This window comes from Streptomyces sp. NPDC016562 (assembly GCF_043076955.1).
Taxonomy (GTDB): domain Bacteria; phylum Actinomycetota; class Actinomycetes; order Streptomycetales; family Streptomycetaceae; genus Streptomyces.
In genome coordinates this window covers 317,734-344,405 of the sequence record NZ_JBIBRZ010000002.1, presented here as the reverse complement: position 1 = coordinate 344,405, position 26,672 = coordinate 317,734, and the positions used below count along the sequence as shown (strand labels likewise).

Below are 26,672 nucleotides of genomic sequence, written 5' to 3'. Positions count from 1 at the left end.
ATCGTCACCGTAGAGGCGGAGGAATCCTCTGTGCCCGTAGCACGTGCCCCGCTCGGCCACGACCCGAGCCCCAGGCGCTATCTGATGTGCGAGCCCCGCTACTTCGAGGTGCGCTACGCCATCAACCCGTGGATGGACACCGACACGCCGGTCGACCGCGAGCTCGCCCGCGACCAGTGGCGGACCCTGGTCGAGACCTACCGGGACCACGGACACACCGTCGAGACGGTCGCCCCGGAGCCCGGCCTGCCCGACATGGTGTTCGCGGCGAACGCGGCGCTCGTCGTCGACGGCCGCGTCTTCGGCTCGTCCTTCCACGCACCCGAGCGGCAGCCCGAGTCCGTGGCGTACGCGCAGTGGTTCAAGGAGGCCGGCTACGAGGTCCACCGCTCCGAGTCGGTCTGCGAGGGCGAGGGCGACCTCGTCCCGGCCGGCGCGTACGTGCTGGCGGGCACCGGATTCCGTACCCGCCGGGCCGCTCACCGCGAGGTGCAGGAGTTCTTCGGCCGGCCCGTCATCAGCCTCGACCTGGTGGATCCCCGCTTCTACCACCTGGACACCGCGCTGTTCCACCTCGGCGGTGAGGCGGACGGAGGCGACGGGGCCGGCGGCGGTGCCGGTGGCGGGAACGTCGCCTACTACCCGGCGGCCTTCTCCCCCGGCAGCCGTGAGGTCCTGCGCCGGCTCTACCCGGACGCGGTGATCGCGACCGAGGAGGACGCCCTGGCCTTCGGCCTCAACTCCGTCTCCGACGGCCACCACGTCTTCATCGCCCCCCAGGCCCCCGCCCTGATCGACCAGCTCGCCGACCGGGGCTACGTCCCCGTCCCCGTCGACCTGTCCGAGTTCCGCAAGGCCGGCGGCGGCATCAAGTGCTGCACCCAGGAGATCCGCTCATGACCACCACGGCCGCCACCACCCCCACCGCCCCCCGCTCCGCGTCCGAGACGCGTTCGTCGGCGGAGCTGATCCACGCCGAGGGCCCGGTCCTCGCGCACAACTACCACCCGCTGCCCGTGGTCGTCGCCCGTGCGGAGGGCTCATGGGTGCAGGACGTCGAGGGGCGCCGCTACCTCGACATGCTGGCCGGCTACTCGGCCCTCAACTTCGGGCACCGCCACCCCGTCCTCGTCGAAGCCGCGCACCGCCAGCTCGACGAGGTCACGCTCACCTCGCGGGCCTTCCACAGCGACCGGCTGGCCGGTTTCGCCGAGCGGCTGGCCGAGCTGACCGGCCTGGACATGGTCCTGCCGATGAACACCGGGGCCGAGGCCGTGGAGAGCGCCGTCAAGGTGGCCCGCAAGTGGGCGTACGAGGTCAAGGGCGTCGCGCCGGACCGGGCGACGATCGTCGTCGCCGACGGCAACTTCCACGGCCGCACCACGACGATCGTGAGCTTCTCCACGGACGAGACGGCCCGCGGCGGCTTCGGACCGTTCACCCCCGGCTTCCGCGTCGTCCCGTACAACGACCTGGCCGCGCTGGAAGCCGCCGTGGACGAGACGACGGCGGCCGTGCTGATCGAGCCCATCCAGGGCGAGGCCGGCGTCGTCATCCCCGACGAGGGCTACCTCACCGGTGTGCGGGAGCTGACCCGGCGCGCGGGGTGCCTCTTCATCGCCGACGAGATCCAGTCGGGCCTGGGGCGCACGGGCCGCACCCTGGCCGTCGACCACGAGTCGGTGGTGCCGGACGTGCTGCTCCTGGGCAAGGCCCTGGGCGGCGGCATCGTGCCCGTCTCGGCCGTGGTCGCCCGCCGCGAGGTGCTCTCGGTGCTCCGGCCCGGTGAGCACGGTTCGACGTTCGGCGGCAACCCGCTGTCGGCGGCGGTCGGTTCGTCGGTCCTCGACCTGCTGGCCACCGGCGAGTTCCAGCGGCGTGCCGCCGAGCTGGGCGAGGTGCTGGACGGCGGCCTGGCCGCGCTCGTCGGCTCGGGGGTCACGGCCTACCGGTCGCGGGGCCTGTGGGCGGGGGTGGACATCGACCCCGCGCTCGGCACGGGTAGGCAGATCAGCGAGCGGCTCCTCGCCGCAGGCGTGCTGGTCAAGGACACCCACGGGTCCACGATCCGGCTGGCGCCGCCGCTGACCATCACGGAGGACGAGCTGCGGTTCGCGCTGGAGGCCCTGAAGGGGGTCCTGTCGTAGCCTTCCCCGGCACCTGGCCGACAGCAGCGCGGTCCCGCGAGCGTCGCGGGGCCGCGCTGCTGCGGTCGACGGGTCCGCTCATGGCGGCAGCGAGGCGGGCGGGTCGCTTCAGTTCGCCACGACGACCGGGCGCTCCGGCTCCAGCGAGTTGCCCGCGGGGATCAGGCCGCAGCTGGTGGGGGCGGTCCTGCCCGCGAAGCGTGCGTCGAGCCAGGCCATCGCGCGCGGCGCCCAGTAGGGCATGGCGCCGTTGTGGCTGAGCAGGTCGTACTGCTCGTAGGTGATCGCCCTGTTGCCGGTGGCGCAGTACTGCCGCGCCAGCGCCCGTACGTCGCCGGCGACCATGACGGCGTCGCCCGCGCCGATGCCTTGCGGGGAGGCGAACGTGCCCTCCAGCCAGCCCGCGTTCCCCTGTCCGATGAAGCCTGGGACGGTCGGTGTGGCGGCCTGGCCCATGTTGACCTCGTTGACCGCCTCGACGAAGGCGGAGATGGAGTTCGGGTCCTTGTACTCCGGCTTCACCAGGTCTTTCCAGGTCATCCCCGGGTAGTGGCCCAGCGCGTCGGTGATCGAGCCGTGTTCCAGCTCGCCGAGGACCTTGAGGCCCTGGTTGCTGAGGTACGGCTGGATGTCGATGCCGTACGAGCGGGCGAGGCCGATGAGCGCCATGGGGATGACCCCGTTCCACACCAGGGAGCCGTCGACGTACCGGAGGTTGTGCGCCGGGGCGACGAGCAGGCCGCCCTCTGCGAAGCCGACGAGCTGCCGGTTCACCTCGGGCGCGTACCGGGGGGCCAGGGCCGCCGCCCAGTTGGTGGCGATGGCCCCGCCGGAGTAGCCGAACAGGCCGAACCGGGTGCCGGCGTGCAGGCCGGTCCCCTCGGCCCGGGTGCTCGCCCGGATCGAGTCGAGCGTGTTGGTCCCGTAGGCGGGGCCGGCGGCGAATTCGGCGCTCTGGCCCTCGGTGTCGGGGATGACCAGGTCATAGCCCTTGAGCAGCAGCGGGCCCATGACGAGGGCCTCGGCGTGCGGGATGACGCCGCCGAGGGAGAGGCCACCGGCGATGGCCCGCGAGGGGCCGTCCTCCGGGTCGAGGGAGTCGTAGAACGACTGGTACGACACGGCCTTGCTGCCGTCGCCCAGGTGACTGCGCACGACCGTGGTCACGTTGGCCGAGGGCCGGCCCCGGGCGTCGGTCGAGCGGTAGAGGAGCTGGACGGCCTTCACCGGTGTGGGGATGCCGAGGACGTGGTAGTCCAGGGTGCGCTGCTTCAGCACGTCGCCGGGCCGGTACTCGGACAGCGGCCTGCTGCCGTCGTAGCGGTAGAACGGGTCGGAGGGCGTGGTGAGCGCCTCCGCGCCCGCAACGGGTGCGGCCGTGGCCGCCGGCGCCGCGGCGACGGTGAGGGCGGCGGCGACGACGGCGGCCAGCAGGCCGACGGCCCTTCGGTTCATGGTTCCCCCGGTGCGTGAGTGAACTGGATCACGTGTCTACCGGGCGGTAAGTTACCGGAGGTAATGCTCTGCGGATAGGTCGTGGGCCTCGGAAGTGGCGGCGTCCTCAGGCCCCCGGCGGCCTGTACTTGACCCCTTCGACCTGGCGCAGGGCCTCCAGGGTCTCGTCGACGGTCAGCAGGACCGTCGTCTCGAACGAGCTGAGCGCGCCGCCGCTGCTGATCGCCAGGGCGACCGCCGCCATGGACACGTTGTCGGGGGCCTCCCAGAGGTTGTAGCCGTCGTGCGTGCCGAAGGCGTACCAGAAGCCGTGGAGCTTCCCGCCGACGGACTCGATGTACGCCCGAGCTGCCTTCGTACGGTCCTCGGGGTGGCCGATCAGCCTCGCCCAGGTCTCGGGTGTGTAGCTGAACCTCGATAGGTAGAGCGGCATCGTGTCTCCCTTTCGTCCCGCCAAGAGATGCCCCGGCACGGCGGAAAACGCGCCGGACCCGGCCCGGAGTCCCCCGGACGGCCGGGTCGGATCACCGGCGCGGTCCGCCTCGCAGGGACGGCGGGAAGCTGATGTGAAAGAACGTCAGCCGCGGCGGGGCGACACCCGTAGGCTGCGGCGTTCTCGTCTCGATCTGGGGGGCCACGCATGTTCCACCGTCAGGGAATCACCGTCGCAGCCGTCATGGCGTCGTTCATGCTGCTCGGGGCCGGGTGCGGGGGCTCCGGAGGGAAGCCGGATGCCGGGAAGGGTTCCGGCACACCCGGCGGGGGCGCCGTCTCGGCCCCCGCCCCGGCGACCACAGCGGCGGCGCAGCTCGTGATGCCGGCGCTCGTCGGGCAGAGGTTCACCGACGCCGGGGCGAGCGTCAAGAAGCTGACCAGTACACCGGTCGAGGCACGCAGCGCGTACGGCGACGTGCCGTTGGCGGCCGACCACGGCGCATGGGCGGTCTGCTTCCAGACCCCGGCCGCAGGTGCGGCCGTGACGGCCACGAGCGCCGTCGAGGTCTCGCTGGTCGCGCCCGGTACGCCCTGCCCGGAGAAGGCCGGCGCCGCCTCGCGCCCCTCCGCGTCCCCGACGGCCGAGCCGACCCCGTCCAGCGGCGGTGGCGCCGGCGTCTACTACAAGAACTGCGACGCGGCCAAGGCCGCCGGGGCGGCGCCGATCCGGCGCGGTCAGCCCGGCTATCGCGACGCGCTCGACCGGGACAAGGACGGCGTCGCCTGCGACAAGTAGTGCAGCTGGGGGGCCAGTTGGGCGCGCGTTTTTCGGTCTGATCGACTGGGGGCCCTCGCCAGCGGTGGGGGCGGCCCGGCAGAATCAGGCCTACGGGATGGGACGAGGGGGCAGTCATGGGGTCAGGGACGACGACGGATACCGGTGCGGGTACCGGTACGGATGCGACTGCGGGGACGGGGACGGGGACCGGGGCGGGCGCCGAGGTGCCCGTGCTCGCGGGCAAGCCCCTGCTCGGGTCGCTCTTCGACATGAAGACCGACTCGCTCGGCACCTACCTGCGCGCCCAGCACCAGCACGGCGACCTCGTGCGGATCACGGCCGGCCCGCCCGGTTTGCGCGCCGAGTTGTACTGCGTGTTCTCCCCGCAGGGCGCCCAGCAGGTGCTCGCCACCGAGGCGGCCAACTTCCGCAAGGACAACCCCTTCTACCAGGAGCTCCGGGATTCCTTCGGCAACGGGCTGCTGACCAGCCAGGACGAGGACTACCTGCGCCAGCGCCGGCTGATCCAGCCGCTGTTCACCCGGCGCCGGGTGGACGGTTACGCCGGCGCCGTCGCCGCCGAGACCCAGACGGTCATCGACCGGTGGGCGCAGGCTCCCGACGGCATCGTCGACGTGTCCGGCGAGATGATGCACTTCGCCCTGCGCACGGTCGCCCGGATCCTCTTCGGCACCGACGTCGAGACCACCGTCGACGTCGTGGGCCGGTGCTTCCCGGTCCTGACCGAGTACGTGCTGCGCCGCGGCTACTCCCCCGCCAACATCCCGCGCAGCTGGCCGACCCCGGGCAACAAGCGGGCGGCCGCAGCGCTGGACGAGCTCTACGGGGCGTGCGACGAGATCATCGCCGGGCGGCGCGACGCCGCGGGCGCCGGGTCGGAGGCGGGCGAGCCGGGTGAGGACCTGCTCACGCTGCTCGCCGCGGCCAAGAGCTCGGACGACGGGGAGTTCGACGCCTCCGAGCTCCGCGACCAGGTACTGATCTTCCTGCTCGCCGGTCACGAGACGACCGCCACCTCCCTCTGCTTCGCCCTCCACCTGCTGGCCCTCCACCCCGGGCTCCAGGACCGGGCCCGCGAGGAGATCTCCCGCGTGCTGGGCGACCGTACGCCCGAGGCCGCCGACCTGGACCGGCTGCCGTACCTCACCCAGGTGCTCAAGGAGGCCATGCGGCTGTACCCGGCCGCGCCGGTCATGGGCCGCAAGGCCGTCGCGGAGACCCGGATCGGCGAGCACGTCGTCCCCGCCGGCGCGCACGTGATCGTGGCGCCGTGGGTGACGCACCGCCTGCCGCGCCACTGGCCGGACCCGGACCGTTTCGACCCCGAGCGCTTCACCCCGGAGGCGGAGGCGGGCCGGCCGCGCTACGCGTGGTTCCCCTTCGGCGGCGGCCCGCGGGCCTGCATCGGGCAGCACTTCTCGATGCTGGAGTCGGTGATCGCGCTGGCGATGGTCCTGCGGGCCTACGAGTTCGAGGCCGTGGACACCGAGGTCCCGGTCAGCGCCGGAATCACCCTGCGAACGGACGGCACGGCGCGCTGCCGGGTCCGTCGCGTGGACGGGTAGCGCCCGCCCGGCCATCATGGCCGGATGGACGGGTCGGACGGGGCCGATGGCGCAGACGGGCCGGGCGAGGAGATCCCGGGCAGGCTGTCGCCGTACGCGCACCGGCCCGGGCGCGCCCTGCTGCCCGGCTCGCCGGCCCCCGAGCGGCTCCAGCACCGCATCGGCCGCTTCTTCCTCGTCCGGTTCCTGACCGCGCTGCCCGACGACCTCGCCGACGCGGTGGCCGCGCTCCTCGACCCGTTCGAACGGGTCGCCCGGCTCGTCGGGCGGCTCCTGCACGGCCCGGCCCTGCGCGGCGGCTGGCGCAGCGAGGCGGGCCGCGTCGCCCTGGCCCTGTACGGCTTCCACTGGACGCACTGGCACGCGGAGACGCGCGGGCCGCGCGGCACCTTCGCGGTGGAACCGGGCAGCTCCGGAAAGATCACCGTCCGCCCGCCGTGGCGGCGCGGCGACCCGGCCCGCGAGCTCCACACCGCCGTCTGCTCGCTGCGCCGCGTCCCCCGGCTGCGCCGCCGGCCGTACCGCGTGGACCTGGCCTTCGACGACGGCTCCTGGCTTGCCCTGCGGATGGACACCCGCGCCGACGCGGCGCGGCTGCGCGCTCAGCTCGTAGACCCCGTGCAGAGGCCACGGATATTCGGATGCGGGCCGGCCCGGGCGGCCCATAAGGTCGATGAACGTGGAACCACTCAATGAGAAACAGATCCGTGCGTCCTTCGTGAACTGCACCAAGGGCGAGGCCGCGCGGCTGCGCCTGCCGCTCGACTTCGCCGAACTGCCCTGGGACGACCTGGACTTCCTCGGGTGGGTGGATCCCGCGGCGCCGCTGCGCGCCCACCTCGTGCTGCCCCGCGCCCAGGGTCCGCTGGGGATCTCCCTGCGCGTACCGTCCGTGGGCCGCAGCAGTGCGCTGAAGTCCAGCCTGTGCCAGATCTGCCTGACCGGGCACGCCTCCTCCGGGGTCACCCTGCTCGCCGCCCCCTTGGCGGGCGCCCGGGGCCGCGACGGCAACACGGTGGGCACCTACATCTGCGCCGACCTGGCCTGCCCCCTGTACGTACGGGGCAAGCGGCAGCCGAAGCTGCGCACGACGCGGTACGAGGAGTCCCTGACGCTCGACGAGCGCCTCGCGCGGATGTCGGAGAACCTGGACGCCTTCGCGGCCAGGGTCACCGCGAGCTGAGCCGGCTCGGGGGCCAGGGACCACAGGAAGATTCGTTATTACGTACGCACGGTCATCCGTGTGGGTGGCTGCGTCCGCGTCTTCGCGGGCGCCTCAGGCACACCGGCCCGCCCCGCCCCCTCCTTCCGCGCACACACGCACTGGATCAATGACCACGCTCCGTGCTGGAATGGCAGCTCACCGTAACCAATCCCCTGAAGGGAACCGTTCATGAGTGAGCCCCAGGTCACCGAGCAGCAGCTTCGCGAGGCCCTCGCCGACCAGCCCGTCATCCTGGCCCCCGGGCCCCACGAGCCGCCCACCCGGATCCCGCCGGTGCCGAACGACGTCTGGGATCTCCCGGGTGGCACCGCCTGGGTCTACTACGCGGAGGGCAGCGACCGGCTGACCAAGCCCGTGATCGCCGCCGACGGGTTCAACATGGGACCGAGCGACATCGGCATGCTGTGGCAGGGCCTGGACTGGGGGCAGTACGCCTTCTTCAGCGAGCTGCGCCGCCGCGGGCACGGCGTCGTCGTCCTCGGCTTCCACGAGCGCAGCGTCGCCATCCAGGAGAACGCGGAAGCCGCGATCGCCGCGATCATGCGCGCCGGCGAGGAGCGGCAGGGTGACCACCGGCTCGCCGTCGGCGGCTTCAGCATGGGCGGTCTGGTCACCCGCTACGCCCTCGCCAAGATGGAGACCCGGCGGATCGACCACCAGACCGGCCTCTACTGGTCCTACGACACCCCGCACCGCGGCGCCTGGATCCCCCTCGGCCTCCAGGCGTTCGCGCACTACTCGCGCAAGCTCAACGACGGCTTCTCCCGCCAGATCAACAGCCCGGCCGCCCGGCAGCTGCTGGCCTGGCACATCGAGGAGTGGGACGACAAGCCCCGCGTGGACGAGCTGCGCCACCAGCTCCTCGCCGAGCTGCAACAGATGGGCAACTGGCCCGCGATCCCCGTCAAGATCGGTGTCGCCAACGGCGTCGGAACCGGCCGGGGCAACGGCATCAAGCCCGGTGACCACGCCGTCGAGGGCAAGGGCCTGAGCATCGTGGGCACCCACCTGTACGCCCAGCGCGGCGGCGACAACCAGATCGTCGCGAACCTGCGGCTGGTCACCCTGCCGCCGGCCAAGGACGTACCGACCGACGACCTGCCCGAGATCGACGGGGCCCCCGGTGGCACCCTGGAGGGCTTCGGCATCCTGGCCGACAAGCTCAACGAACAGCCGCCCCTCTACGGACTCAAGACCGACGCCCACGTCCGCCACCACGCGTTCGTCCCCTCGGTCAGCGCCGTCGCCGTCCGCGAGGTGACCACCGACGCCGACCTGTACGTGAACATCGACGGCCTCGCACCGGAGGAGAGCGAGCTCGACGAGTTCAGGCTGGCCTCGCAGAACGAGCCGCACACCCTCATGACCAGGGAGCTCGGCGGCTGGATCGTGGAACGGATCGGGAATCTGGGCTAGCTCCCCGCGATCAGCGCAGACGGCCGGCCCTAGACACGGTCGGCCGTCGGCGAGTGGTTGCCCTGGAGCCGTTCGAGGTCGGAGGGCCTGACCTGGATGGCGACCAGGGCGATCACCGCGCCGACCAGGGTGAACAGGGCCGCCACCACGAAGGCCGCGCTGATGCCCGAGGTGAGCACCTGGTCGCTCCACGGCTTCGGGTACTGCCCGGTGCGCTGGAAGTAGGCCATCTGCTCGGGACTGGCGGTGCGCAGGAAGCCCGCCGCCTGGTCCTTGGCCTCGTTGCGGCTGGCCGTGCCGAAGACGGTCACCAGGATCGACAGGCCGAGGGAACCACCCACCTGCTGCGTCGTGTTGAGCAGCCCGGACGCCGCGCCCGACTCCCGGTCGGGGACGTTGGACAGGGCCATCAGGGTCAGCGAGACGAACTGTAGGCCCATGCCGAGGCCGAAGATCAGCAGCGGGCCGAGGATGCTGCCCAGGTACGTCGAGTGGACGTCGGTCTGCGTCAGCCAGGCGAGCCCGGTCGCGGAGCAGAGCGCGCCGGCGACCATGAAGGGTTTGGGGCCGAACTTCGGCAGGAGCTGCGAGGTGATGCCGGCGCCCACCGCGACCACCGCGCTGACCGGGAGGAAGGCGAGGCCGGCGCGCAGGGGGCTGAAGCCCAGCACGTTCTGCACGAAGAGCGTCAGGAAGAAGAACATGCCGAAGATCGCGCAGGCGAGCATCAGCATGAGCCCGTAGGTCCCCGCCCGGTTGCGGTCGGCGAACATGTGCAGCGGGGTGATCGGCTGCGGCGAGCGCCTCTCGTTGAGGATGAAGAGGGTCAGCAGGACCACGGCCGCGGCGAAGGAGCCGAGCGTCCAGCCGTCGCGCCAGCCGTCCTGGGAGGCGCGGATGAAGCCGTAGACGAGGGCGACCATGCCGGTGGTGCACAGGAGCGCGCCGGCGAAGTCGAAGTGTCCGGGGTGGCGTTCGGACTCGCGGAGCACCCTCTTGGCGAGCACGGCGATCAGCACCGCGATGGGCACGTTGACGAAGAGCACCCAGCGCCAGTCGAGCCATTCGACGAGCATGCCGCCCGCGAGCAGACCGATCGCGCCGCCTCCGGCGGAGACTCCGGCGAACACGCCGAAGGCGCGGTTGCGCGCGGGTCCCTCGCGGAAGGTGGTGGTGATCAGCGCGAGCGAGGTCGGGGAGGCGATGGCTCCGCCGACCCCCTGGAGGGCCCGGGCCGCCATCAACTGCCCTGCGTTCTGGGCGAGTCCACCGAGGAGGGAGGCCAGCCCGAAGAGCAGCACGCCGAAGATGAAGACGCGTTTGCGGCCGAGGATGTCGCCGGCGCGGCCGCCGAGGAGCAGCAGGCCGCCGAAGGCGAGGGTGTACGCGTTGACGACCCAGGACAGGCTCTCGGTCGAGAAGTCGAGGGCGATCTGGATGTGCGGCAACGCGATGTTCACGATGGTGATGTCGAGGACCACCATCAGCTGGCAGGAGGCGATGACGAACAGTGCGAGACCGTTCCCGCTTCCTCGGACCTTGCCGTCGGTCCCGTTGGTGCTCGGCGATACGTTCGGGTCCACCTTTCCGACGCTAAGCCCGCACCCGGGGTGTCACCACTCGAACGGCCTAGTGGCAGTGACATTTCACATGTCACACTACGCTCATGGATGACTTCCTCAGGCTCTCCGCGCGAACGGCCCGATTCTCCTACGGGGCCCCGCGCGCCTTCTCCTTCGGCGACGGCGGCCGGCTGCTCTGGTTCCTCCGTTCCACCGGTCCCACCGACGCCTTCGACGGCCTCTGGGTGCTCGACACCGCCACCGGCACCGAGACCCGGCTTGCCGACCCCCGCGAGCTGTGCCCCGAGCCCGGCCCCCTCCCCGACGCCGAGCGCCGGCTGCGCGAGCGGATCCGGCTCGTCGCCGCCGGGATCGGCTCGTACGCCCTCTCCGGCGACGGCCGCCGCGCCGTCTTCGCGCTGTACGGACGGCTCTACGAGGTCAGCGCGGACCAGGACGGGACGCCGAAGGAGATCCCCGCCGCCGGGCCCGCCGTCGACCCCAGGCCCAACGCCGACGGTTCGCGCACCGCGTACGTCGCCGACGACGTCCTGTACGTCGCCCCGGGCGGCCGGGTCAGCCCGGACGACGGGGCCCGCTGGTGCCTCGCCGAGTTCGCCGCCGCCGAGGAGCTGAACCGCTCCCGGGGCCACTGGTGGTCCCCGGACGGGGTCACCCTGCTGGCCGCCCGCGTCGACGAATCCGCCCTCCAGCGGCGGTACTTCACCGACCCGGCGCACCCCGAACTGCCCGGCGAGGACATCGCCTACCCCGAGGCGGGCGGCCCCAACGCCGACGTCCAGCTGTGGGTCCTGGGCGGGGACGGTGCCGACGGGACCCGGATACGGCTCGACTGGGACGCCGAGACCTACCCCTACGTCTCCGACGCGGGCTGGGAGTCGGCCGAGGAGATCCTGCTGACCGTCCAGGACCGGCTCCAGCAACGCGTCCTGCTGCTCAGCGCCGACCCGGCCACCGGCCGGACCCGCGAGCTCTCCCGCACCACGCACCCCCGGTGGGTGGACCCCCTGGTCCCCGGCACCCCCGCCCGGCTCCCCGACGGCCGGATGCTGACCGCCGCCGACACCCCGGGCGGAGCCGCACGCGCCCTCGCGGTGGACGGCGAACCGCTCACCGGGGACGGGCTCCAGGTCCGCCGCGTGGCCGGCGTGCACGAGGACCGGCTGCTGATCGAGGCCGCCCTGCGCGACCCCTCCGAGCAGCAGGTGCTGCTGCTGGACCCGGCCACCGGGGAGCTGACCCCGCTCGCCGACGGGCCCGGCGTGCACTCCGTGTCCGCCTCGGCCGGCACGCTGCTGCTGACCTGCGCCGACGCCGACGGGATCCGGCGCGTCCTGCGCACCCCCGACGGGCGGGAGCTGATCCCCGCCGACCTCTCGGAGCCCATGCCGTACCGGGTGGTCCCCGTCCTGGAGCGGGTCACCGAACACGCCGTCCCCACCGCCCTGGTCCTCCCCCGCGACCACGTCCCGGGCCGCCGGCTGCCCGTCCTCATGGACAGCTACGGCGGTCCCGGCGCGCAGGACGTCACCGCCGAACCCCGCCGCTGGCAGGCCCGCCAGTGGTGGGCCGACCAGGGCTTCGCGGTGGTGACCGTCGACAACCGCGGGACCGCGTACGTCTCCCCCGCCCACACCCACGCCATGTACCGCGGCTTCTCCGAGGTCACCCTGGAGGACCAGGTCGCCGCGCTGCAGGCGCTCGGCGCACGCCACGCCGACCTCGACCTCGGCCGGGTCGGCATCCGCGGCTGGTCCTACGGCGGCTACCTGTCGGCCATGGCGGTGCTGCGCCGCCCGGACGTCTTCCACGCCGCGGCGGCCGGCGCCGCCCCGACCGACTTCCGGCACTACGACACGGCCTACACCGAGCGGTACCTGGGCCTGCCGCAGGACAACCCGGAGGTCTACGAGCGGGACTCCCTCATCGCGGACGCCCCGCGCCTGACCCGCCCGCTCATGCTGATCACGGGCCTGGCCGACGACAACGTCCACCCCTCCCACACCCTGCGCCTGTCCCAGGCCCTGACGGACGCGGGCCGTCCGCACCAGCTGCTGGCCCTCCCGGGCGTCACCCACATGACCCCGGGCGGCACCCGGGAGAAGCTGATGGCGCTGGAACTGGACTTCTTCCGCCGCGCACTGGCCTGAGTCCGCACCGCACAGGCAGCACGAAGGGCCCCGGAGACGCCATTGGCTCCGGGGCCCTTCGGCTTTCCCTTGGATCCCGTCAGTCACCAGGGAAGTGACAGGCCACCTCACGGGAGGCGGCGATCCGCAGCAGCGGACGCTCGGTGCGGCAGATCTCCTGCGCCTTGGGACAGCGCGGGTGGAAGGTGCAGCCGGGGGGTGGAGCGGCCGGGCTCGGGGGGTCGCCGAGCAGCACGATCCGCTCCCGCCGCCGTTCCGCCGCCGGGTCGGGCAGCGGTACGGCGGACAACAGCGCCCGGGTGTACGGGTGCTGCGGGTTCTCGTAGAGGGACTTCTTGTCCCCGATCTCGACGATCCGGCCGAGGTACATGACGGCGACCCGGTCGCTGACCCGTTTGACGACGGAGAGGTCGTGCGCGATGAACACGTAGGCCAGGCCCAGTTCGGCGCGCAGCCGCTCCATCAGGTTGACGATCTGGGCTTGGACGGAGACGTCCAGGGCCGAGACCGGCTCGTCGGCGACGATGAGGCGGGGGCTGGTGGACAGCGAGCGGGCGATGCCGATGCGCTGGGCCTGGCCGCCGGAGAACTCGTGCGGGTAGCGGTCGATGTGCTCGGGGATCAGCCCGACGAGCTCCATCAGCTCGGCGGCGCGGCGGCGGGCGTCCGCCGCGCTCCAGCCCTGCACCAGCAGCGGGTCCGAGATGATCCGGGCCACGGTCTGGCGGGGGTTGAGGGAGGAGTGCGGGTCCTGGAAGACCATCTGGATGTGCTTGCGCAGCGGGCGCAGGGCGCCCTGGGAGAGCCGGCTGATGTCCTTGCCCTCGAAGGCGACCTGCCCCGAGGTGGGCTCCAGCAGTCGCACCAGCATGCGGCCGGTGGTGGACTTCCCGCAGCCCGACTCTCCCACCAGGCCCAGGGTCTGGCCCTGCGCCAGGTCGAAGGAGACCCCGTCGACGGCGCGTACGGGCGCCCCCCGGCGCCCGGTCACCGATCGCTTCCCGGGGAAGGTCATGGTGAGGTCCCGAACGGACAGCAGCGGCGTGGCGGTCTTCCCGGGGGTCGTCGTCCCGGTGTCGGTCGCGGTCTCGGTCCCGGTCATCGGGCCGCCTCCTCGGCGGTACGGGCCCCGGCGAAGTGGCAGGCCACCATGCGGCCCGGCCCCTCCCCGTACGCCTGCGGCTCGGGGCGGACGTCGGTGCAGCGCGCGGCCGCCCGCGTACAGCGCGGGGCGAAGGCGCAGCCCCGGGCCGGCGCGAGCAGGGACGGCGGGGAGCCGGGGATGAAGGGCAGCGGCTGGTCGTCGGCGGTGTCGAGGCGGGGCAGCGAGTCGAGCAGGCCCCGGGTGTAGGGGTGGGCGGGGTCGGCGAACAGGTCGTCGGCGGTGGCCTGTTCGGCAGCGCGGCCGCCGTACATGACGAGCACCTCGTGGGCGACGCGGGCGACGACGCCCAGATCATGGGTGATCATCACGACGCCGAGCCCTCGGTCCTGCTGGAGCCGGGCGATCAGTTCCAGGATCTGCGCCTGCACGGTGACGTCCAGGGCGGTGGTCGGCTCGTCGGCGATCAGGAGGTCGGGCTCGCAGGCCAGGGCCATGGCGATCATCGCGCGCTGGCGCATGCCGCCGGAGAACTGGTGCGGGTACTCCCCGGCGCGGCGGGCCGGTTCGGGGATGCCGACCTCGCCGAGCATGTCGACGGCCCGCTTGCGGGCGGCCGCCCGCCCGGCCCTGAAGTGCACGCGGAAGTGCTCGGCGATCTGTTCGCCGACCGTGTAGTAGGGGTGCAGGCTGGAGAGCGGGTCCTGGAAGATCATGGCCATCGTGCGGCCCCGTACGCGGGACAGCTCGCGCTCGGACAGGCCGGTCAGCTCCCGGCCCGCGAGCCGGACCGAGCCGCTGACCTCGACCGCCCCCCGGTGCAGGCCCATGACGGCCAGCGAGGTCACGGACTTGCCCGAGCCGGACTCGCCCACGATGCCGAGGGTGCGTCCGGCCTCGACGGTGAAGCCGATCGAGTCGACGGCCCGTACGGTGCCGCGCCCGGTGGTGAAGGTGACGCCCAGATCGCGTACTTCGAGAAGGGGAGCGGCCACGGAGGCGGTCATCAGTACCTCACTCTCGGGTCGATGACGGCGTACAGGAGGTCGACGAGGAGGTTGGCCACGACGATGAAGAAGGCGGCGAGCAGGGTGACGCCGAGTACCACGGGCTGGTCGGAGCTGACCAGCGCGCCGTAGAACAGCCGCCCGATCCCCGGGAGTCCGAAGATGGACTCGGTGATGACGGCCCCGGCGAGCAGTCCGCCGAGGTCCATGCCGAAGATGGTCAGGATGGGGGTCATCCCGGAGCGCAGCCCGTGTTTGACGACGACGGTGCGCTCCGGCATGCCCTTGGCGCGGGCGGTGCGGATGTACGGCTCGGCCATGGCCTCGATCATCGAACCGCGGCTCTGGCGCGCGTACATGGCGGCGTACAGCAGCGCGAGCGCGGTCCACGGCAGGAGCAGGTTCGAGGCCCAGCCGAGCGGGTTCTCGGTGAAGGCCTGGTAGGTGGGGTAGGGCAGGAGGCCGGCGATGCGGATGACCCCGTAGATGAGCATCACGGAGGTGAAGTACACCGGGAGCGAGGCGGCGGCGACGGCGCCGACCATCAGGGCCTTGTCGGTGACGGTGTCCTTGCGCAGGGCGGCGGTGACCCCGGCGCCGAGGCCGAGGACCAGCCACAGCACGGCGGCGCCGACGGCCAGGGAGGCGGAGACCGGGAGCCGGTCCATGAGCAGGTCCCACACGGGCAGGGAGTTCTCGTAGGAGTAGCCCAGGCAGGGGAAGTCGCACTGCACGGCGTACTGCCCGGTGCCGAGGGTGCGGCCGGTGAAGATGCCGGTCAGGAAGTCGGCGAACTGCCGCCACAGGGGCTGGTCGAGGCCCAGGTACGCCCGTACGTCGGCCAGTCGCTCGGCGCTGCAGGTCTTCCCGCAGGCGGCCGCGGCCGGGTCGGAGGGCAGGACGTAGAAGATGAGGAAGGTGACGGCGGCGATGGCGAGGAGCACGCCGGCGAGGGCGAGCAGGCGGCGGGCCAGGTAGAGGATCAACTGCGGCCGCCCCTCGGGTCGAGGATGTCGCGCAGCGCGTCGCCGAGCAGGGTGAAGGCGAGCACGGCGAGGAAGAGGAAGACGCTGGGGATGACGAAGTACATGGGGTCGGTCTCGTAGTAGGCCACGGACTCGGCGATCATCTGGCCCCAGGAGGGGGTGGGCGGACGGACTCCGACGCCGAGGTAGCTCAGGGCGGCCTCGGTGCTGATCATGCCGGGGATGAGCAGGGTGGTGTAGGCGATGACCGGGCCCGAGACACCGGGGAGGATGTCGCGGGTCAGGATCCGCCAGGGGCTGGAGCCGCCCACGCGGGCGGCGTCGACGTACTCGCGGTGCTTGAGGGAGAGGGTCTGGCCGCGCACCACGCGGGCGACGCCGGGCCAGCCGAAGACTCCGATGACGGCGGTCATCAGCACGATGCGGTTGACGTCCTTGGCCACGGACAGCATCGCGATCATGAAGATGAGGGAGGGGAAGGACATGGTCAGGTCCATCAGCCGGGACAGGATCGCGTCGGTGCGCCCGGCGAAGTAGCCGGCGGCGATTCCGGCGGCGGTGCCGGCGAGGACCACGATGGCGGTGGCGGCGAAGGCGATCAGGAGCGAGACCTGCGCGCCGTGGACGACGCGGGCGAACAGGTCGCGGCCGGTGACCGGTTCGACGCCGAGCCAGTGCTCGGGGCTGATCCCGCCGAAGGAGCCGAGCGGCTGACCCCCGAGGTAGGGGTCGATGGCGGTCTTGTCGAACTCGTTCGGACCCCAGCCGCCGAGCGCGCCCAGCCAGGGGGCGGTCACGGCCATGAGGACGAACAGGAGGACGACGCAGAGGCTGACGCGGACCGCGGGGCGGCGGCGCAGCTCCTGCCGGGCGAGCTGCCAGGGGCTGCTGCCGGGTGCCGCCGCGGGCCGGGGCGTGGCGGCGTCGGGGGCCGGATCGGGGGCGGGTCCGAGGGCCGGATCGGGGCCGGGGCCGGGGGCGGGAGCCGCCCGGTCGCCGGGGACCGGTGGGGTGGTGGTCATGGTGTCGGGGTCCCGGTTCCTCAGCCCTGGCTCTTCGACGGGTCCTTCAGGCCGACCGTGCCGTAGTCGATGGTGCCGGTCCACACCGGGTGGCCGAAGGCGCCCGCGATGTTGGAGCCGACGAGCAGCGGCTTGCGCTCCAGCAGCAGCGGGACGGCCGGGGACTTCTTCATGATCTCGGCGTCGAGGTCGATCCAGGCCTGGTTGGCCTGCCGGGCGTCGGCCATGGCGTTGATCTCGTCGATCCGCTTCATCGTGGCCTCGTCGCGGAACTGGGCGTTGTTGCCCTGGTTGCCCTTCTCCTTGATGGTCCGTCCGTCGAAGACGAACGGGATCCAGGTGGACCCGGACGGGTAGTCGGGGCACCAGCCGGAGAGGGTCATGTCCGGGGTGGTGGACAGGTCCCCGATGACGTCGTAGTAGGCGCCCGGGTCGATGGTGTCGACGACGACCTCGACGCCCACGCGGGACAGGCCCTGCTGGATGGCTTCGGCCTTGCCCTTGTCGCCGGTGGAGACGGCGAGGGAGACCTTGAGCTTGTCCTTGCCGGCGGCCTTGAGGAGTTCCTTGGCCTTGTCCGGGTCACCCGCGGGGGCGATCTTCAGGGTGTCGGCCTGCTTGCCGCCGGACAGGGCCGGGGGCAGGTAGGCGGTGGCCACCTCGTTGAGGGCGGGGCCGCCGCCCGCGGTGACGACGGCCTCCTTGTCGACGGCGTACTGCATGGCCTCGCGGACCTTGGGGTCGTCGAAGGGGGCGCGGGAGTTGTTCAGGTGGAGCATCTCGGTACAGCCCTGGGACTCGGCGAGCAGGCGCGCCTTCACGTCGGGCTTGGGCAGCACCTTGGGCGCGCTCTCCGGCCGCATGTCCATGTACTGGACGGTGGAGGCGTCGGCGCCCTCGCCCGCGATGATCCGGTCGTCGATCTGACCGCCCTTGAGGCCCATGACGACCACGAACTTGTCCGGGTAGGCCTTGCGCACGGTGTCGGTCTTGGCGTCCCAGTGCTCGTTGCGGACGAGGACCAGCTTCTTGTCGCGGTCGTACGACTCGATCTTGTACGGGCCCGAGGAGAACGGGCGGGCGTCGTACTGCGTGCCCTTCTCCTGGGACTGCGGCACGGGCGCGAAGGTCGGCAGGGTGGCGGTCGCGGAGAACTCGGCGACGGGCCGCTTGAGTTCGAAGACGATCGTGCGGTCGTCGGGGGTCTTCACCGAGTCGAGGTGCTGGCCCTGGAGCGGACCCTTGTAGCCCTCGGTGCCGGCCAGGTACTGGGCCGCGTAGTCGGGGCCGCCGGTGAGGTCGGGGGCGAAGGAGCGCTCGACGTTGTACTTGACGTCCTGGGCCTTGATCGGCGAGCCGTCCTCGTACTTCACGCCCTCCTTGAGGGTGAAGGTCCAGGTCTTGCCGCCGTTGGAGGGGGTGCCGAGGTCGGTGGCCAGGTCGGGCACCAGCTCGCTGCCGGCCTTGCCGGGCTCGGCCTTGAAGGTGACGAGCGTGCGGTAGAGCAGGCGGGTGCCGAAGTCCATGGCCGGCATGACCCAGTTGCGGGCGGGGTCGAGGTGGGCGAAGTCCTGGTTCGACAGGACGGTGAGGGTGCCGCCCTTGACCGGGGTGCCGCCGAGGACCTTGCCGTCGTTGGCCGCCGCGGGGTTGGAGGCGCCCGCGCCCGACGAGCCCTTCTTGGTGTCGGAGCAGCCCGAGGCGCCGAGTGCGAGAGCTGCCACCAGGGCGGTGGCGAGGGCGAGTTGGGTGCGCTTGGTCATGGGTCACTCCAGTGAAGGGCCGCGCTCTATGATGTGACCGGTAACATAGTAATGTGAAATTGTACTGACAAGGGGTTGGCGCCGTCGTTATCCAGCCGTGTCCAAATGCCCGCTCCGGAAAGCGAGTTGGGCCCGGACCAATGTGGTCCGGGCCCTGAGGGGAATGCGGTGTTCGGCTTGCGAGGGGGTCAGCCCTTGGCGGTGCCCCCGAGGCGACCCGGGGTGCGGCCCACCGGCTCGTCGCGACCCTGGGCCCAGAGGGAACGGACGTGCCCGAGGTGGCGGGTCATGCACGCCTCGGCCGCCGCCGCGTCGCCGCTGAGCATCAGGTCGAGCAGCTCGATGTGCTCCTGCGCGGAGGACACCAGCTTGCCGGCCTCGTCCAGGCCGGTCAGTCCGTACAGCCGGGAGCGCTTGCGCAGGTCGCCGACCGTCTCGACGAGCCGGTCGTTGCCCGCGAGCCCGAGCAGCGTCAGGTGGAAGCGGCGGTCCGCCTCCAGATAGCCGATGAGGTTGTGCTCGCGCGCGCTGGTGACGATCTCCTCGGCGATGGGGCGCAGCGCCTCCAGCTGCTCGACCGTGGCGATCTTCGTGATCCGGCCGATGGTCGGTACCTCGATCATCGTGCGCAGCTCGGTGTACTGGTCGAGGTCGCGCTCGCTGACCTCCGTGATCCGAAAGCCCTTGTTGCGGACCGGCTCGACCAGGCCCTCCCGGGCCAGGTCGAGCATGGCCTCGCGCACCGGGGTGGCGGAGACGCCGAGTTCGGCCGCGAGACCGGGGGCGGAGTAGACGCTCCCGGGCCGCAGTTCGCCCGCTATCAGGGCTGCTCGGAGGGCATGGCCGACCTGGTCGCGGAGCCGTTCCTGGGCCTTGATGAGACTGTGCTGCTTCAGGTCACCCATTGCATTTCCTCCGAGACGCCCGACACCGGCGATGGGCAGAGGAACAGCGTACAATGTCACGTTGTGCCACATGCCCCCGTGGCCTCGTACAACGCGACCGCCACGGCAAGATCTTCCCAGGCCATGCCCACGCTCTTGAAGAGCTGTGGACAACTCTGCGCCCCGCCCGCCGGCATCCGCCCGGCGACCAGATCGGCGAGGGTGCCGGTGATGTGGCCGGGCCCGATGGCCCCCTCCGCCTCCGGGACCAGGAGGTCCCCCGCCTCGCGCAGGGCCGCCGCGCGCGACTCCACGTACACCGCCGAACGTCGCACGAGGGCGGTGTCCGTCTCCCGGGCGGTCGGCTCGTGCGAGCCGACGGCGACGACGGTGCAGCCGGGCCCGGCCAGGCGCCCGTCGAAGAGCGGTTCGCGGGCCGTGGTGCAGCAGATGACCAGATCCGCGTCGGCGACCGCCGCCGCGGTGCCGGTACGGGCGGCCGGCCCCAGGGAGCAGGCGTGCGCGGCGAGCCGGTCCGCGCCCTCGGGGTTGCGGGCGACCACCACCACCTCGGCCAACTCCCTGACGGCCAGGGTCGCTTCCAGGTGCCCGTACGCCTGCGGTCCCGAGCCGAAGAGCACCAGCCGCAGCGGCCGCCCGGCCGGGGCCAGGTGCCGCAGCGCGAGGGCGGACACCGCGGGGGTGCGCAGGGTGGTCAGGGCCGCGCCGTCGAACAGGGCCAGCGGGCGCAGGGTGGGCCCGTCCAGCAGGAGGTAGGAGCCGGTGATGCGGGGCAGCCCGCGGGCCGGGTTGCCGGGCGCCACCCCGGCGATCTTGACCCCGGCGTAGGCGCCGGACGCGGCCGGCATCAGCAGCAGTTCGCCCTCGGGGACGGGGACGATGGTGCGCTGCGGGCTGCTCTCCGGGTCGAGGCCGCCGAGCAGGGCGGCGGCCAGCGCGTCGGCGGCCTCAGCAGGCGTCAGGAGCCCGGCCATGGCGGCGGCGCCGAACTGCGGGAGCCGGTCCGCCAGTCCGTCCGCCCGTCCGTCCGCCGGCCCGTCGGCGGTGGGCCCCTTCACGGCAGGCCCCTTCACAACAGGCCCCTTCACAGCAGGAAGCCGGTGCCGAGCGGGTCGTGCGGGTCGGCCGCGAAGGCGTGCTCACCGGTGCGGTAGGCGGTGCCGGTGACCTCGGTGACCCCGACCTCCAGGATCCGGCCGGTGAACACCGTGCCGGTGACCGACTCGTGCAGCAGGTCCTCACCCGGGCCGAGCCGCCCGTCCTGCGCCAGCAGCGCGAGCCGCGCCGAGGTGCCGGAGCCGCAGGGCGAGCGGTCGACCTGCCCGTCGGCGAAGACGGTGACGTTGCGCTGGTGCGGCCCGAAGGGGGTGGCGGGCAGCTCCTCGTGGAGGATCACCCCGTAGACCCCGGACAGCAGCGGTCCGCCCGGGTGCCAGGTGGCGGGGTGGGTGGCCAGCGCGGCGCGGATCTCCTGCCCGGCCCGCACCAGGCCGGGCAGGGCGGCCCGGGAGACGTCCAGGCCGAGGTCCCGGGCGCGCACCGAGGCGTAGCAGGCCCCCGCGTGCGCGATGTCCACCTCGGCGAGCCCCAGGGTGGTGGCGACGGGGACCTTGCGGGCGCTCACCCGGGCCGGGACGTTGCGGAAGGTGACCCCGGTGGTGCGGCCCCCGGCCCGGTGGACGGTGGCGGTGACCCGGCCCGACGGTACGTCGATGCGGACCTGGGCGTCCCCGTCGTCCGGGGCGGCGACCCGGCCGCTGTCCACGGCCCACACCCCGAGGGCCATGGTGCCGTGCCCGCAGGCGGTGGAGTAGCCGTCCTTGTGCCAGAACAGCACGCCGAAGTGCGCCCCGTCGTCGTCGGCCGGGACCACGAACCCGCCGTACATCCCGGCGTGCCCGCGCGGCTCCTGCACGAGCAGGCGCCGTACGTCGTCCAGTTCGCCCCGGCGCGGAGCGGTCGCGGATCCACCGGGGCCGATGGCGGTGGCGCAGCGCTCGGCGACGGTGTCCCCGGGGACGGGTGGCATTCCCTCGGCGGCGACGTCCACGATGCGGAAGGGCTCGCCGGCGGCGTGGTAGTCCACCGTGCGGACGGTGCTCACAACAGGAATCCTCCGGGGAAGGGGTCACTGGGGTCGAGGAAGTACTGGGCCGTGCCGGTGATCCAGGCCCGCCCCGTGACCGTGGGGATCACGGCCGGGAGCCCGCCGACGGTGCTCTCGCCGACCAGCCGGCCGGTGAACTCCGTTCCGATGAAGGACTCGTTGACGAAGTCCGTGCCGAGCTCCAGGAGGCCTCGGGCGTGCAGCTGGGCCATCCGCGCGCTGGTGCCCGTACCGCAGGGCGAACGGTCGAACCAGCCGGGGTGGATGGCCATGGCGTGCCGGGAGCGGCGGGCGTCCGAGCCGGGGGCGGCGAGGTACACGTGCTTGATCCCGCCGATGGAGGGGTTCTCGGGGTGGACGGGCCGGTCGGCGGAGGAGTTGACCGCCTCCATGATCGCGAGTCCGGCCGCGATCAGGTCGTCCTTGCGGGACCGGTCGAAGGGCAGGCCGAGGGAGTCGAGTTCGACGAAGGCGTAGAAGTTGCCGCCGTAGGCCAGGTCGTAGGTGACCGTGCCCAGGCCGGGGACCTCTGCCTTGAGGTCCAGGCCGACGCTGAAGGAGGGGACGTTGGTGAAGGTGACGGCGGTGGCCGCCCCGTCCTCGACCCGGACGTCGACGCTCACCAGTCCGGCCGGGGTGTCGAGCCGGACGGTGGTGACGGGCTCGACGACGGGCACCATGCCGGTCTCGACGAGGACGGTGGCGACCCCGATGGTGCCGTGCCCGCACATGGGGAGCAGGCCCGACACCTCGATGTAGAGGACGCCGTAGTCGGCGTCGGGCCGGGTGGGGGGCTGCAGGATGGCGCCGCTCATCGCGGAGTGCCCGCGCGGCTCGTACATGAGCAGGGTCCGGACGTGGTCCGTGTGCTCGATGAAGTGGAGCCGCTTCTCGGCCATCGTGGCGCCGGGGATCACCCCGACGCCCCCGGTGATGACCCGGGTCGGCATGCCCTCGGTGTGCGAGTCCACCGCGTGGTAGACGTGGCGCGTACGCATGGAGTCCCCTCCGGACGGTGGCTAGTTGAGACCCTCGGCGAGGGCCTTCTCGGTGGCGGCGCGGACGGCGGCCTCGACGTCCCCGGTGAGCGGGAAGCGCGGCGGGCGGGTGCCGCCGCCGGGGCGGCCGGCCAGGTCCATGGAGAGCTTGATGGCCTGGACGAACTCGGTCTTGGAGTCCCAGCGCAGCAGGGAGTGCAGGGACTTGTAGAGCGGCAGGGCGGTGGCGAGGTCCCCGGCGACGGCGGCGCGGTAGAGGGTGGCGCAGGACTGCGGCAGGGCGTTGGGGTAGCCCGCGATCCAGCCGACGGCGCCCGCGAGGGCCAGTTCGAGGAGGACGTCGTCGGCGCCGATGAGCAGATCGAGGCCGGGGGCGAGCTCGGCGATCTCGTAGGCGCGGCGCACGTCCCCGCTGAACTCCTTGACGGCGACGATGGAGCCGTCGGCGTGCAGCCGCGCGAGGAGGGCCGGGGTCAGGTCGACCTTGGTGTCGATCGGGTTGTTGTACGCGACGACGGGCAGGCCGGCGCGGGCGACCTCGGCGTAGTGGGCGCGGACGGTCTCCTCGTCGGCCCGGAAGGCGTTGGGGGGCAGCAGGAGGACGGAGCCGGCGCCGGCTTCGGCGGCCTGGTCGGCCCAGCGGCGGGCCTCGGCGCTGCCGTAGGCCGCGACGCCGGGCATGACGCGGGCGCCGTCGCCGGCGGCCTCGACGGCGGTGCGCACGACGCGCGCCCGCTCCTCGTCGGTGAGGGTCTGGTACTCCCCGAGGGAGCCGTTGGGGACCACGCCGTCGCAGCCGTTGGCGATCAGCCAGGCCACGTGCTCGGCGTAGGCGTCGTAGTCGACGGTGAGGTCCTCGCGCAGGGGGAGCGCGGTGGCGACCATGATTCCGTGCCAGGGGCGGGTGCGGGGCGCGGGGGTGTGCGCGTGGGTCATGTGAGGCTCCCTAGAGTGATGTGTGACATTTTACTAGTGGGTGTGGGGCGGCCACAAGGGCCGGGGCACCCCCGATCAGCGGTCGACCGGGGGAAGTTCGGCGAGGTGGCGCAGCGGGACCGGGCAGGACAGCGGCCGCCGGTCGGCGGAGGGCTCGCCGCCGCAGCCGCCTGGTCCGGGTGTCGCCTCGCCGGCGAGGGCGGCGACGGCCGGACCGCACATCCGGCCCTGGCACCAGCCCATGCCGGCCCGGGTGAGGAGTTTGACGGTGCGGGCGTCGCGCGCGCCGAGCTCCCCGGCGGCCTCGCGGATCCGGGCGGCGGGCACCTCCTCGCAGCGGCACACGACGGCGTCGTCGCGGAGCCAGCCCGTCCAGCCCGCGCCGGGGCGGTGGGCGGCGGCCATGGCGTCGGCGAAGGCGCGCAGCCGGGCGCGGCGGCGCAGGAGGGCGGGCGGCGCGGGGCGCGCGGCGATGGCGTGGGCGGCGATCTCGCCCTCGGTCAGGGCGAGTTGGGCGCCACCGACGCCGCCGGTCTCCCCCGCGGACCAGATGCCGGGGACGGTGGTGCGCTGCCCGGCGTCCAGTTCCAGGGCCACGGTGCCGTCGGGGCTGCGGCGCGTGGCGCAGCCGAGTCCGGTGGCGAGTTCGAGCTGGGGCACGAGGCCGTGGCCGACGGCGAGGGCGTCGCAGGGGATCCGCCGTGAGGTGCCGGGCACCGGGCGCCAGGTGCGGTCGAGCCGGGCCACGGTGACGGCCTCGACGCGGTCGGTGCCGTGCGCCTCGGTGACGGCGTGCCGGGTCAGGAGCCGGACGTGATGCCTGGCCAGGGCCCCGCCGTAGACGGCCCCCTCCACGAGCTTGCCCGGGTTGCGCAGCAGGGCGGGGACCTGGCCGGCGTACGCGGTGTAGGCGGCGGCCTCCACCACGGCGGGCACGGTGGCTCCGGCGCCGGCGAGGGACCCGGCCACGGCGAGCAGGAGCGGACCGCTCCCGGCGACCACGACCCGTCGGCCCGGCAGCACGAGCCCGCCCTTGAGCATGGCCTGGGCTCCGCCGGCCCCGACCACCCCGGGCAGCGTCCAGCCGGGGAAGGGCAGTTGCCGCTCGTAGGCTCCGGTGGCGATGAGCACGGCCGCGGCCCCGACGGTCGCGGCGCGCTCGTCGGGGCCGGCGACGGCGTGCAGGGTCCACTCAGCGCGGCCCGCGCCGGTGCCCGTGCCGGGGACGACCGTCCACACGTGGTGAAGGGGCAGATAGGTGATCCGTCCGGCCGCGGTGTGGGCCCGCAGGGCGGCTTCCCGACGCGCGAATTCGCCCCAGCCGTGGTGCAGGGCCTCGGGACGGACCGCACCCAGCCCCGGAGCGGGCTGCCGATAGAACTGCCCCCCGGGCCGCTCCCCCGCGTCGAGCAACGCGACGCGCAACCCCAGCCCGGCCGCGACGACAGCGGCCGCAAGCCCGGCCGGCCCGGCCCCGACGACGGCAAGATCGACCCGCCCGGGCGCGGCGGCGGCAGGCGCCGACACCGCGGCGGGCTGCCCCGACACTGCGGGATCCACGCGGCCCGCGTGACCCGCGGGGCGCGGCTCAGACGGTGAGGTCGGCATGGCCGGTTCCCTCCTGGGTGGTGATGGTGTCGCCGGCGCGGGCCGGAATCAGGCAGGCGCGCTGGTTCGGGCGGCCGTTGACGGTGACGAGGCAGTCGTAGCAGCTGCCGATCCCGCAGAACGCGCCGCGCGGGGCGCCGCCCTCGCGGGTGGTGCGCCAGGCGAGGATCCCGGCGGCCCACAGGACGGCGGCGACGCTCTGGCCCTCCTGCGCGGGCAGCTCCCGCCCGTCGAAGGTGATCTCGTACGTGGCCAGCGGGGCGCCGCCGACCAGCGCGCGGGGAGTGCGGCCGGGGTGGTGTGCCGTCATCGGGCTGCCTCCTCGAATCGGTCGGGGCGCAACGGGTGCGGGTCCAGGGCGGGTTCGGCTCCCGTCAGGGCGGCCGCGATCAGCAGGCCGGTGGCGGGGGCCAGTCCGATGCCCGCGCCCTCGTGGCCGCAGGCGTGCAGCAGGCCGGGGCGGCGGGCGTCCGGGCCGATCGCCGGGAGGTGGTCGGGAAGGTAGGGGCGGAAGCCGTGGTAGGTGCGCAGGACCTTGACGTCGGTCAGGACGGGGAAGAGCGCGGCCGCCTGGGAGGCCAGACGGCGCAGGGCCTCGGTCGAGAGGCTGCGGTCGAAGCCGACCCGCTCCCGGGTGGCGCCGATCAGCACCGGGCCCGAGGGCGTGCCCTCGACCACGGCCGAGGACTGGAGCGAGGCCGAGCCGCTCGCGACGTCCGCGATGTAGTCGGCGGCGTACACCTTGTGCCGGACCACCCGCGGCAGCGGCTCGGTCACCAGGACGAAGCCGCGGCGGGGGAGGACGGGCAGGGTGACCCCGGCCAGCGAGGCGATGTGGCCGCCCCAGGTGCCGGCCGCGTTCACCACGGCCGGGGCCAGGAGTTCGCGGCGCGCGGTGCTGACCCCTCGTACGGCACCGCGGTCCAGGAGCACACCCGTGACCTCCTCCCCGAGGTACACCTCGGCGCCGGACGCGGCCAGCAGCCGGGCCGCCGCCTGGGCGGGCTGGACCTGGGCGTCCTGGGGGTAGTGGAACCCGCCCGCCAGGCCCGGGGCCAGGTGCGGCTCCAGGTCGTGCAGGCCGTCGGCCGCCACCTCGACCGCGTCGACGCCGACCGCGCGCTGGCCGTCCGCGAAGCTCCGCAGGGCCTTCAGCGTGGTCTCGTCGGGGGCGACGACCAGTCCGCCCTTGGGCTCGTACTCGATCTCGCGCGGGAGGACCGCCGCGAGGTCGGTCCACAGCCGGGTGGACAGCAGGGCGAGGTCGAGTTCCGGTCCGGCCGCCTTGTCGGAGACGAGCAGATTGCCTTCGCCGGCGCCGGTGGTCCCGCCCGCGACGGGGCCGCGGTCGACCACGGCCACGCGCAGGCCGGCGCGGGCCGCGTAGTACGCGCACGCCGCACCGACGACGCCGGCGCCGATGATCACGGCGTCCAGGGAGTGTCTGTTGAGCACGACAGTAA

Annotated in this window: 24 protein-coding genes; 8 read left to right on the top strand and 16 right to left on the bottom strand. The window is 73.1% G+C overall.

All coding sequences use genetic code 11. The features are described 5' to 3' along the window. The first annotated feature begins 84 nt into the window (after positions 1–84). Positions 85–900: a dimethylargininase gene (ddaH, locus tag ACF059_RS09445; RefSeq protein WP_392056546.1), complete on the top strand. Its 816-nt coding sequence runs from the start codon at positions 85–87 to the stop codon at positions 898–900. Further along, on the top strand, positions 897–2,147 hold the full coding sequence (gene rocD, locus ACF059_RS09440) for an ornithine--oxo-acid transaminase (RefSeq protein WP_392053772.1): 1,251 nt from the start codon (positions 897–899) through the stop codon (positions 2,145–2,147). Before ddaH ends, rocD begins: the two co-directional genes overlap by 4 nt. Positions 2,148–2,255: 108 nt before the next feature. On the opposite strand, the gene ACF059_RS09435 is transcribed toward rocD, so the two are convergent. Both ACF059_RS09435 and ACF059_RS09430 read right to left on the bottom strand, forming a co-directional pair. Then, positions 2,256–3,602: a lipase family protein gene (locus ACF059_RS09435; RefSeq protein WP_392053769.1), complete on the bottom strand. Its 1,347-nt coding sequence runs from the start codon at positions 3,600–3,602 to the stop codon at positions 2,256–2,258. 106 nt (positions 3,603–3,708) lie between these two features. After that, on the bottom strand, positions 3,709–4,035 hold the full coding sequence (locus tag ACF059_RS09430) for a GYD domain-containing protein (protein ID WP_392053766.1): 327 nt from the start codon (positions 4,033–4,035) through the stop codon (positions 3,709–3,711). A gap of 207 nt (positions 4,036–4,242) precedes the next feature. On the opposite strand from ACF059_RS09430, the gene ACF059_RS09425 reads away from it, so the two are divergent. The 5 genes from ACF059_RS09425 (at position 4,243) to ACF059_RS09405 (ending at position 9,042) form a co-directional block, all read left to right on the top strand. Next, positions 4,243–4,833 carry an excalibur calcium-binding domain-containing protein gene (locus ACF059_RS09425; protein ID WP_392053763.1) on the top strand — a complete coding sequence of 197 codons (591 nt, stop codon included), beginning with the start codon at positions 4,243–4,245 and terminating at the stop codon, positions 4,831–4,833. Between the two features lie 116 nt (positions 4,834–4,949). Next, complete coding sequence (locus ACF059_RS09420; protein WP_392053760.1) at positions 4,950–6,401, top strand: cytochrome P450; 1,452 nt, start codon at positions 4,950–4,952, stop codon at positions 6,399–6,401. A gap of 24 nt (positions 6,402–6,425) precedes the next feature. Continuing rightward, on the top strand, positions 6,426–7,097 hold the full coding sequence (locus ACF059_RS09415; protein ID WP_392053757.1) for a hypothetical protein: 672 nt from the start codon (positions 6,426–6,428) through the stop codon (positions 7,095–7,097). After that, a complete protein-coding gene (locus tag ACF059_RS09410) occupies positions 7,081–7,584 on the top strand; it encodes an FBP domain-containing protein (protein WP_392053754.1) in 504 nt (167 codons plus the stop codon). Before ACF059_RS09415 ends, ACF059_RS09410 begins: the two co-directional genes overlap by 17 nt. Before the next feature lie 210 nt (positions 7,585–7,794). Further along, positions 7,795–9,042: a hypothetical protein gene (locus ACF059_RS09405; protein WP_392053751.1), complete on the top strand. Its 1,248-nt coding sequence runs from the start codon at positions 7,795–7,797 to the stop codon at positions 9,040–9,042. Between the two features lie 29 nt (positions 9,043–9,071). On the opposite strand, the gene ACF059_RS09400 is transcribed toward ACF059_RS09405, so the two are convergent. Further along, positions 9,072–10,625: an MFS transporter gene (locus ACF059_RS09400; protein WP_392053748.1), complete on the bottom strand. Its 1,554-nt coding sequence runs from the start codon at positions 10,623–10,625 to the stop codon at positions 9,072–9,074. 83 nt (positions 10,626–10,708) lie between these two features. Between ACF059_RS09400 and ACF059_RS09395 the strand changes: the two genes are divergently transcribed. Further along, the gene (locus tag ACF059_RS09395) at positions 10,709–12,775 is read left to right on the top strand and encodes an alpha/beta fold hydrolase (protein WP_392053745.1); all 2,067 of its coding nucleotides are present in this window, start codon (positions 10,709–10,711) and stop codon (positions 12,773–12,775) included. Positions 12,776–12,854: 79 nt separating this feature from the next. On the opposite strand, the gene ACF059_RS09390 is transcribed toward ACF059_RS09395, so the two are convergent. The 13 genes from ACF059_RS09390 to ACF059_RS09330 all read right to left on the bottom strand — a co-directional run bounded on the left by ACF059_RS09390 (position 12,855) and on the right by ACF059_RS09330 (position 26,664). Beyond that, on the bottom strand, positions 12,855–13,877 hold the full coding sequence (locus ACF059_RS09390) for an ABC transporter ATP-binding protein (protein ID WP_392053742.1): 1,023 nt from the start codon (positions 13,875–13,877) through the stop codon (positions 12,855–12,857). After that, entirely contained in the window at positions 13,874–14,884 is a 1,011-nt protein-coding gene (locus ACF059_RS09385; protein ID WP_361940235.1) for an ABC transporter ATP-binding protein, read from the bottom strand. Before ACF059_RS09385 ends, ACF059_RS09390 begins: the two co-directional genes overlap by 4 nt. Next, positions 14,884–15,870 (bottom strand): ABC transporter permease, encoded by a 987-nt coding sequence (locus ACF059_RS09380; protein ID WP_360897653.1) that lies wholly within the window; start codon positions 15,868–15,870, stop codon positions 14,884–14,886. Before ACF059_RS09380 ends, ACF059_RS09385 begins: the two co-directional genes overlap by 1 nt. Next, positions 15,867–16,892, bottom strand: coding sequence for an ABC transporter permease (locus tag ACF059_RS09375; protein WP_392053738.1), 1,026 nt, complete (start codon positions 16,890–16,892; stop codon positions 15,867–15,869). Before ACF059_RS09375 ends, ACF059_RS09380 begins: the two co-directional genes overlap by 4 nt. Positions 16,893–16,912: 20 nt before the next feature. Beyond that, positions 16,913–18,655 (bottom strand): ABC transporter substrate-binding protein, encoded by a 1,743-nt coding sequence (locus tag ACF059_RS09370; protein ID WP_366864312.1) that lies wholly within the window; start codon positions 18,653–18,655, stop codon positions 16,913–16,915. A gap of 188 nt (positions 18,656–18,843) precedes the next feature. Then, positions 18,844–19,560 (bottom strand): GntR family transcriptional regulator, encoded by a 717-nt coding sequence (locus tag ACF059_RS09365; protein ID WP_361940226.1) that lies wholly within the window; start codon positions 19,558–19,560, stop codon positions 18,844–18,846. Positions 19,561–19,616: 56 nt separating this feature from the next. Next, a complete protein-coding gene (locus ACF059_RS09360; RefSeq protein ID WP_392056543.1) occupies positions 19,617–20,534 on the bottom strand; it encodes an ornithine cyclodeaminase family protein in 918 nt (305 codons plus the stop codon). Positions 20,535–20,644: 110 nt separating this feature from the next. Beyond that, positions 20,645–21,664: a proline racemase family protein gene (locus ACF059_RS09355; RefSeq protein WP_392053734.1), complete on the bottom strand. Its 1,020-nt coding sequence runs from the start codon at positions 21,662–21,664 to the stop codon at positions 20,645–20,647. Beyond that, positions 21,661–22,665: a proline racemase family protein gene (locus ACF059_RS09350; protein WP_392053731.1), complete on the bottom strand. Its 1,005-nt coding sequence runs from the start codon at positions 22,663–22,665 to the stop codon at positions 21,661–21,663. Before ACF059_RS09350 ends, ACF059_RS09355 begins: the two co-directional genes overlap by 4 nt. A gap of 21 nt (positions 22,666–22,686) precedes the next feature. Continuing rightward, complete coding sequence (locus tag ACF059_RS09345) at positions 22,687–23,601, bottom strand: dihydrodipicolinate synthase family protein (RefSeq protein ID WP_392053728.1); 915 nt, start codon at positions 23,599–23,601, stop codon at positions 22,687–22,689. Between the two features lie 75 nt (positions 23,602–23,676). After that, a complete protein-coding gene (locus ACF059_RS09340; RefSeq protein WP_392053725.1) occupies positions 23,677–25,209 on the bottom strand; it encodes an NAD(P)/FAD-dependent oxidoreductase in 1,533 nt (510 codons plus the stop codon). Then, on the bottom strand, positions 25,190–25,519 hold the full coding sequence (locus ACF059_RS09335) for a (2Fe-2S)-binding protein (RefSeq protein WP_392053722.1): 330 nt from the start codon (positions 25,517–25,519) through the stop codon (positions 25,190–25,192). Before ACF059_RS09335 ends, ACF059_RS09340 begins: the two co-directional genes overlap by 20 nt. Further along, positions 25,516–26,664 carry an NAD(P)/FAD-dependent oxidoreductase gene (locus ACF059_RS09330; protein WP_392053719.1) on the bottom strand — a complete coding sequence of 383 codons (1,149 nt, stop codon included), beginning with the start codon at positions 26,662–26,664 and terminating at the stop codon, positions 25,516–25,518. Before ACF059_RS09330 ends, ACF059_RS09335 begins: the two co-directional genes overlap by 4 nt. Between the last annotated feature and the right edge of the window lie 8 nt (positions 26,665–26,672).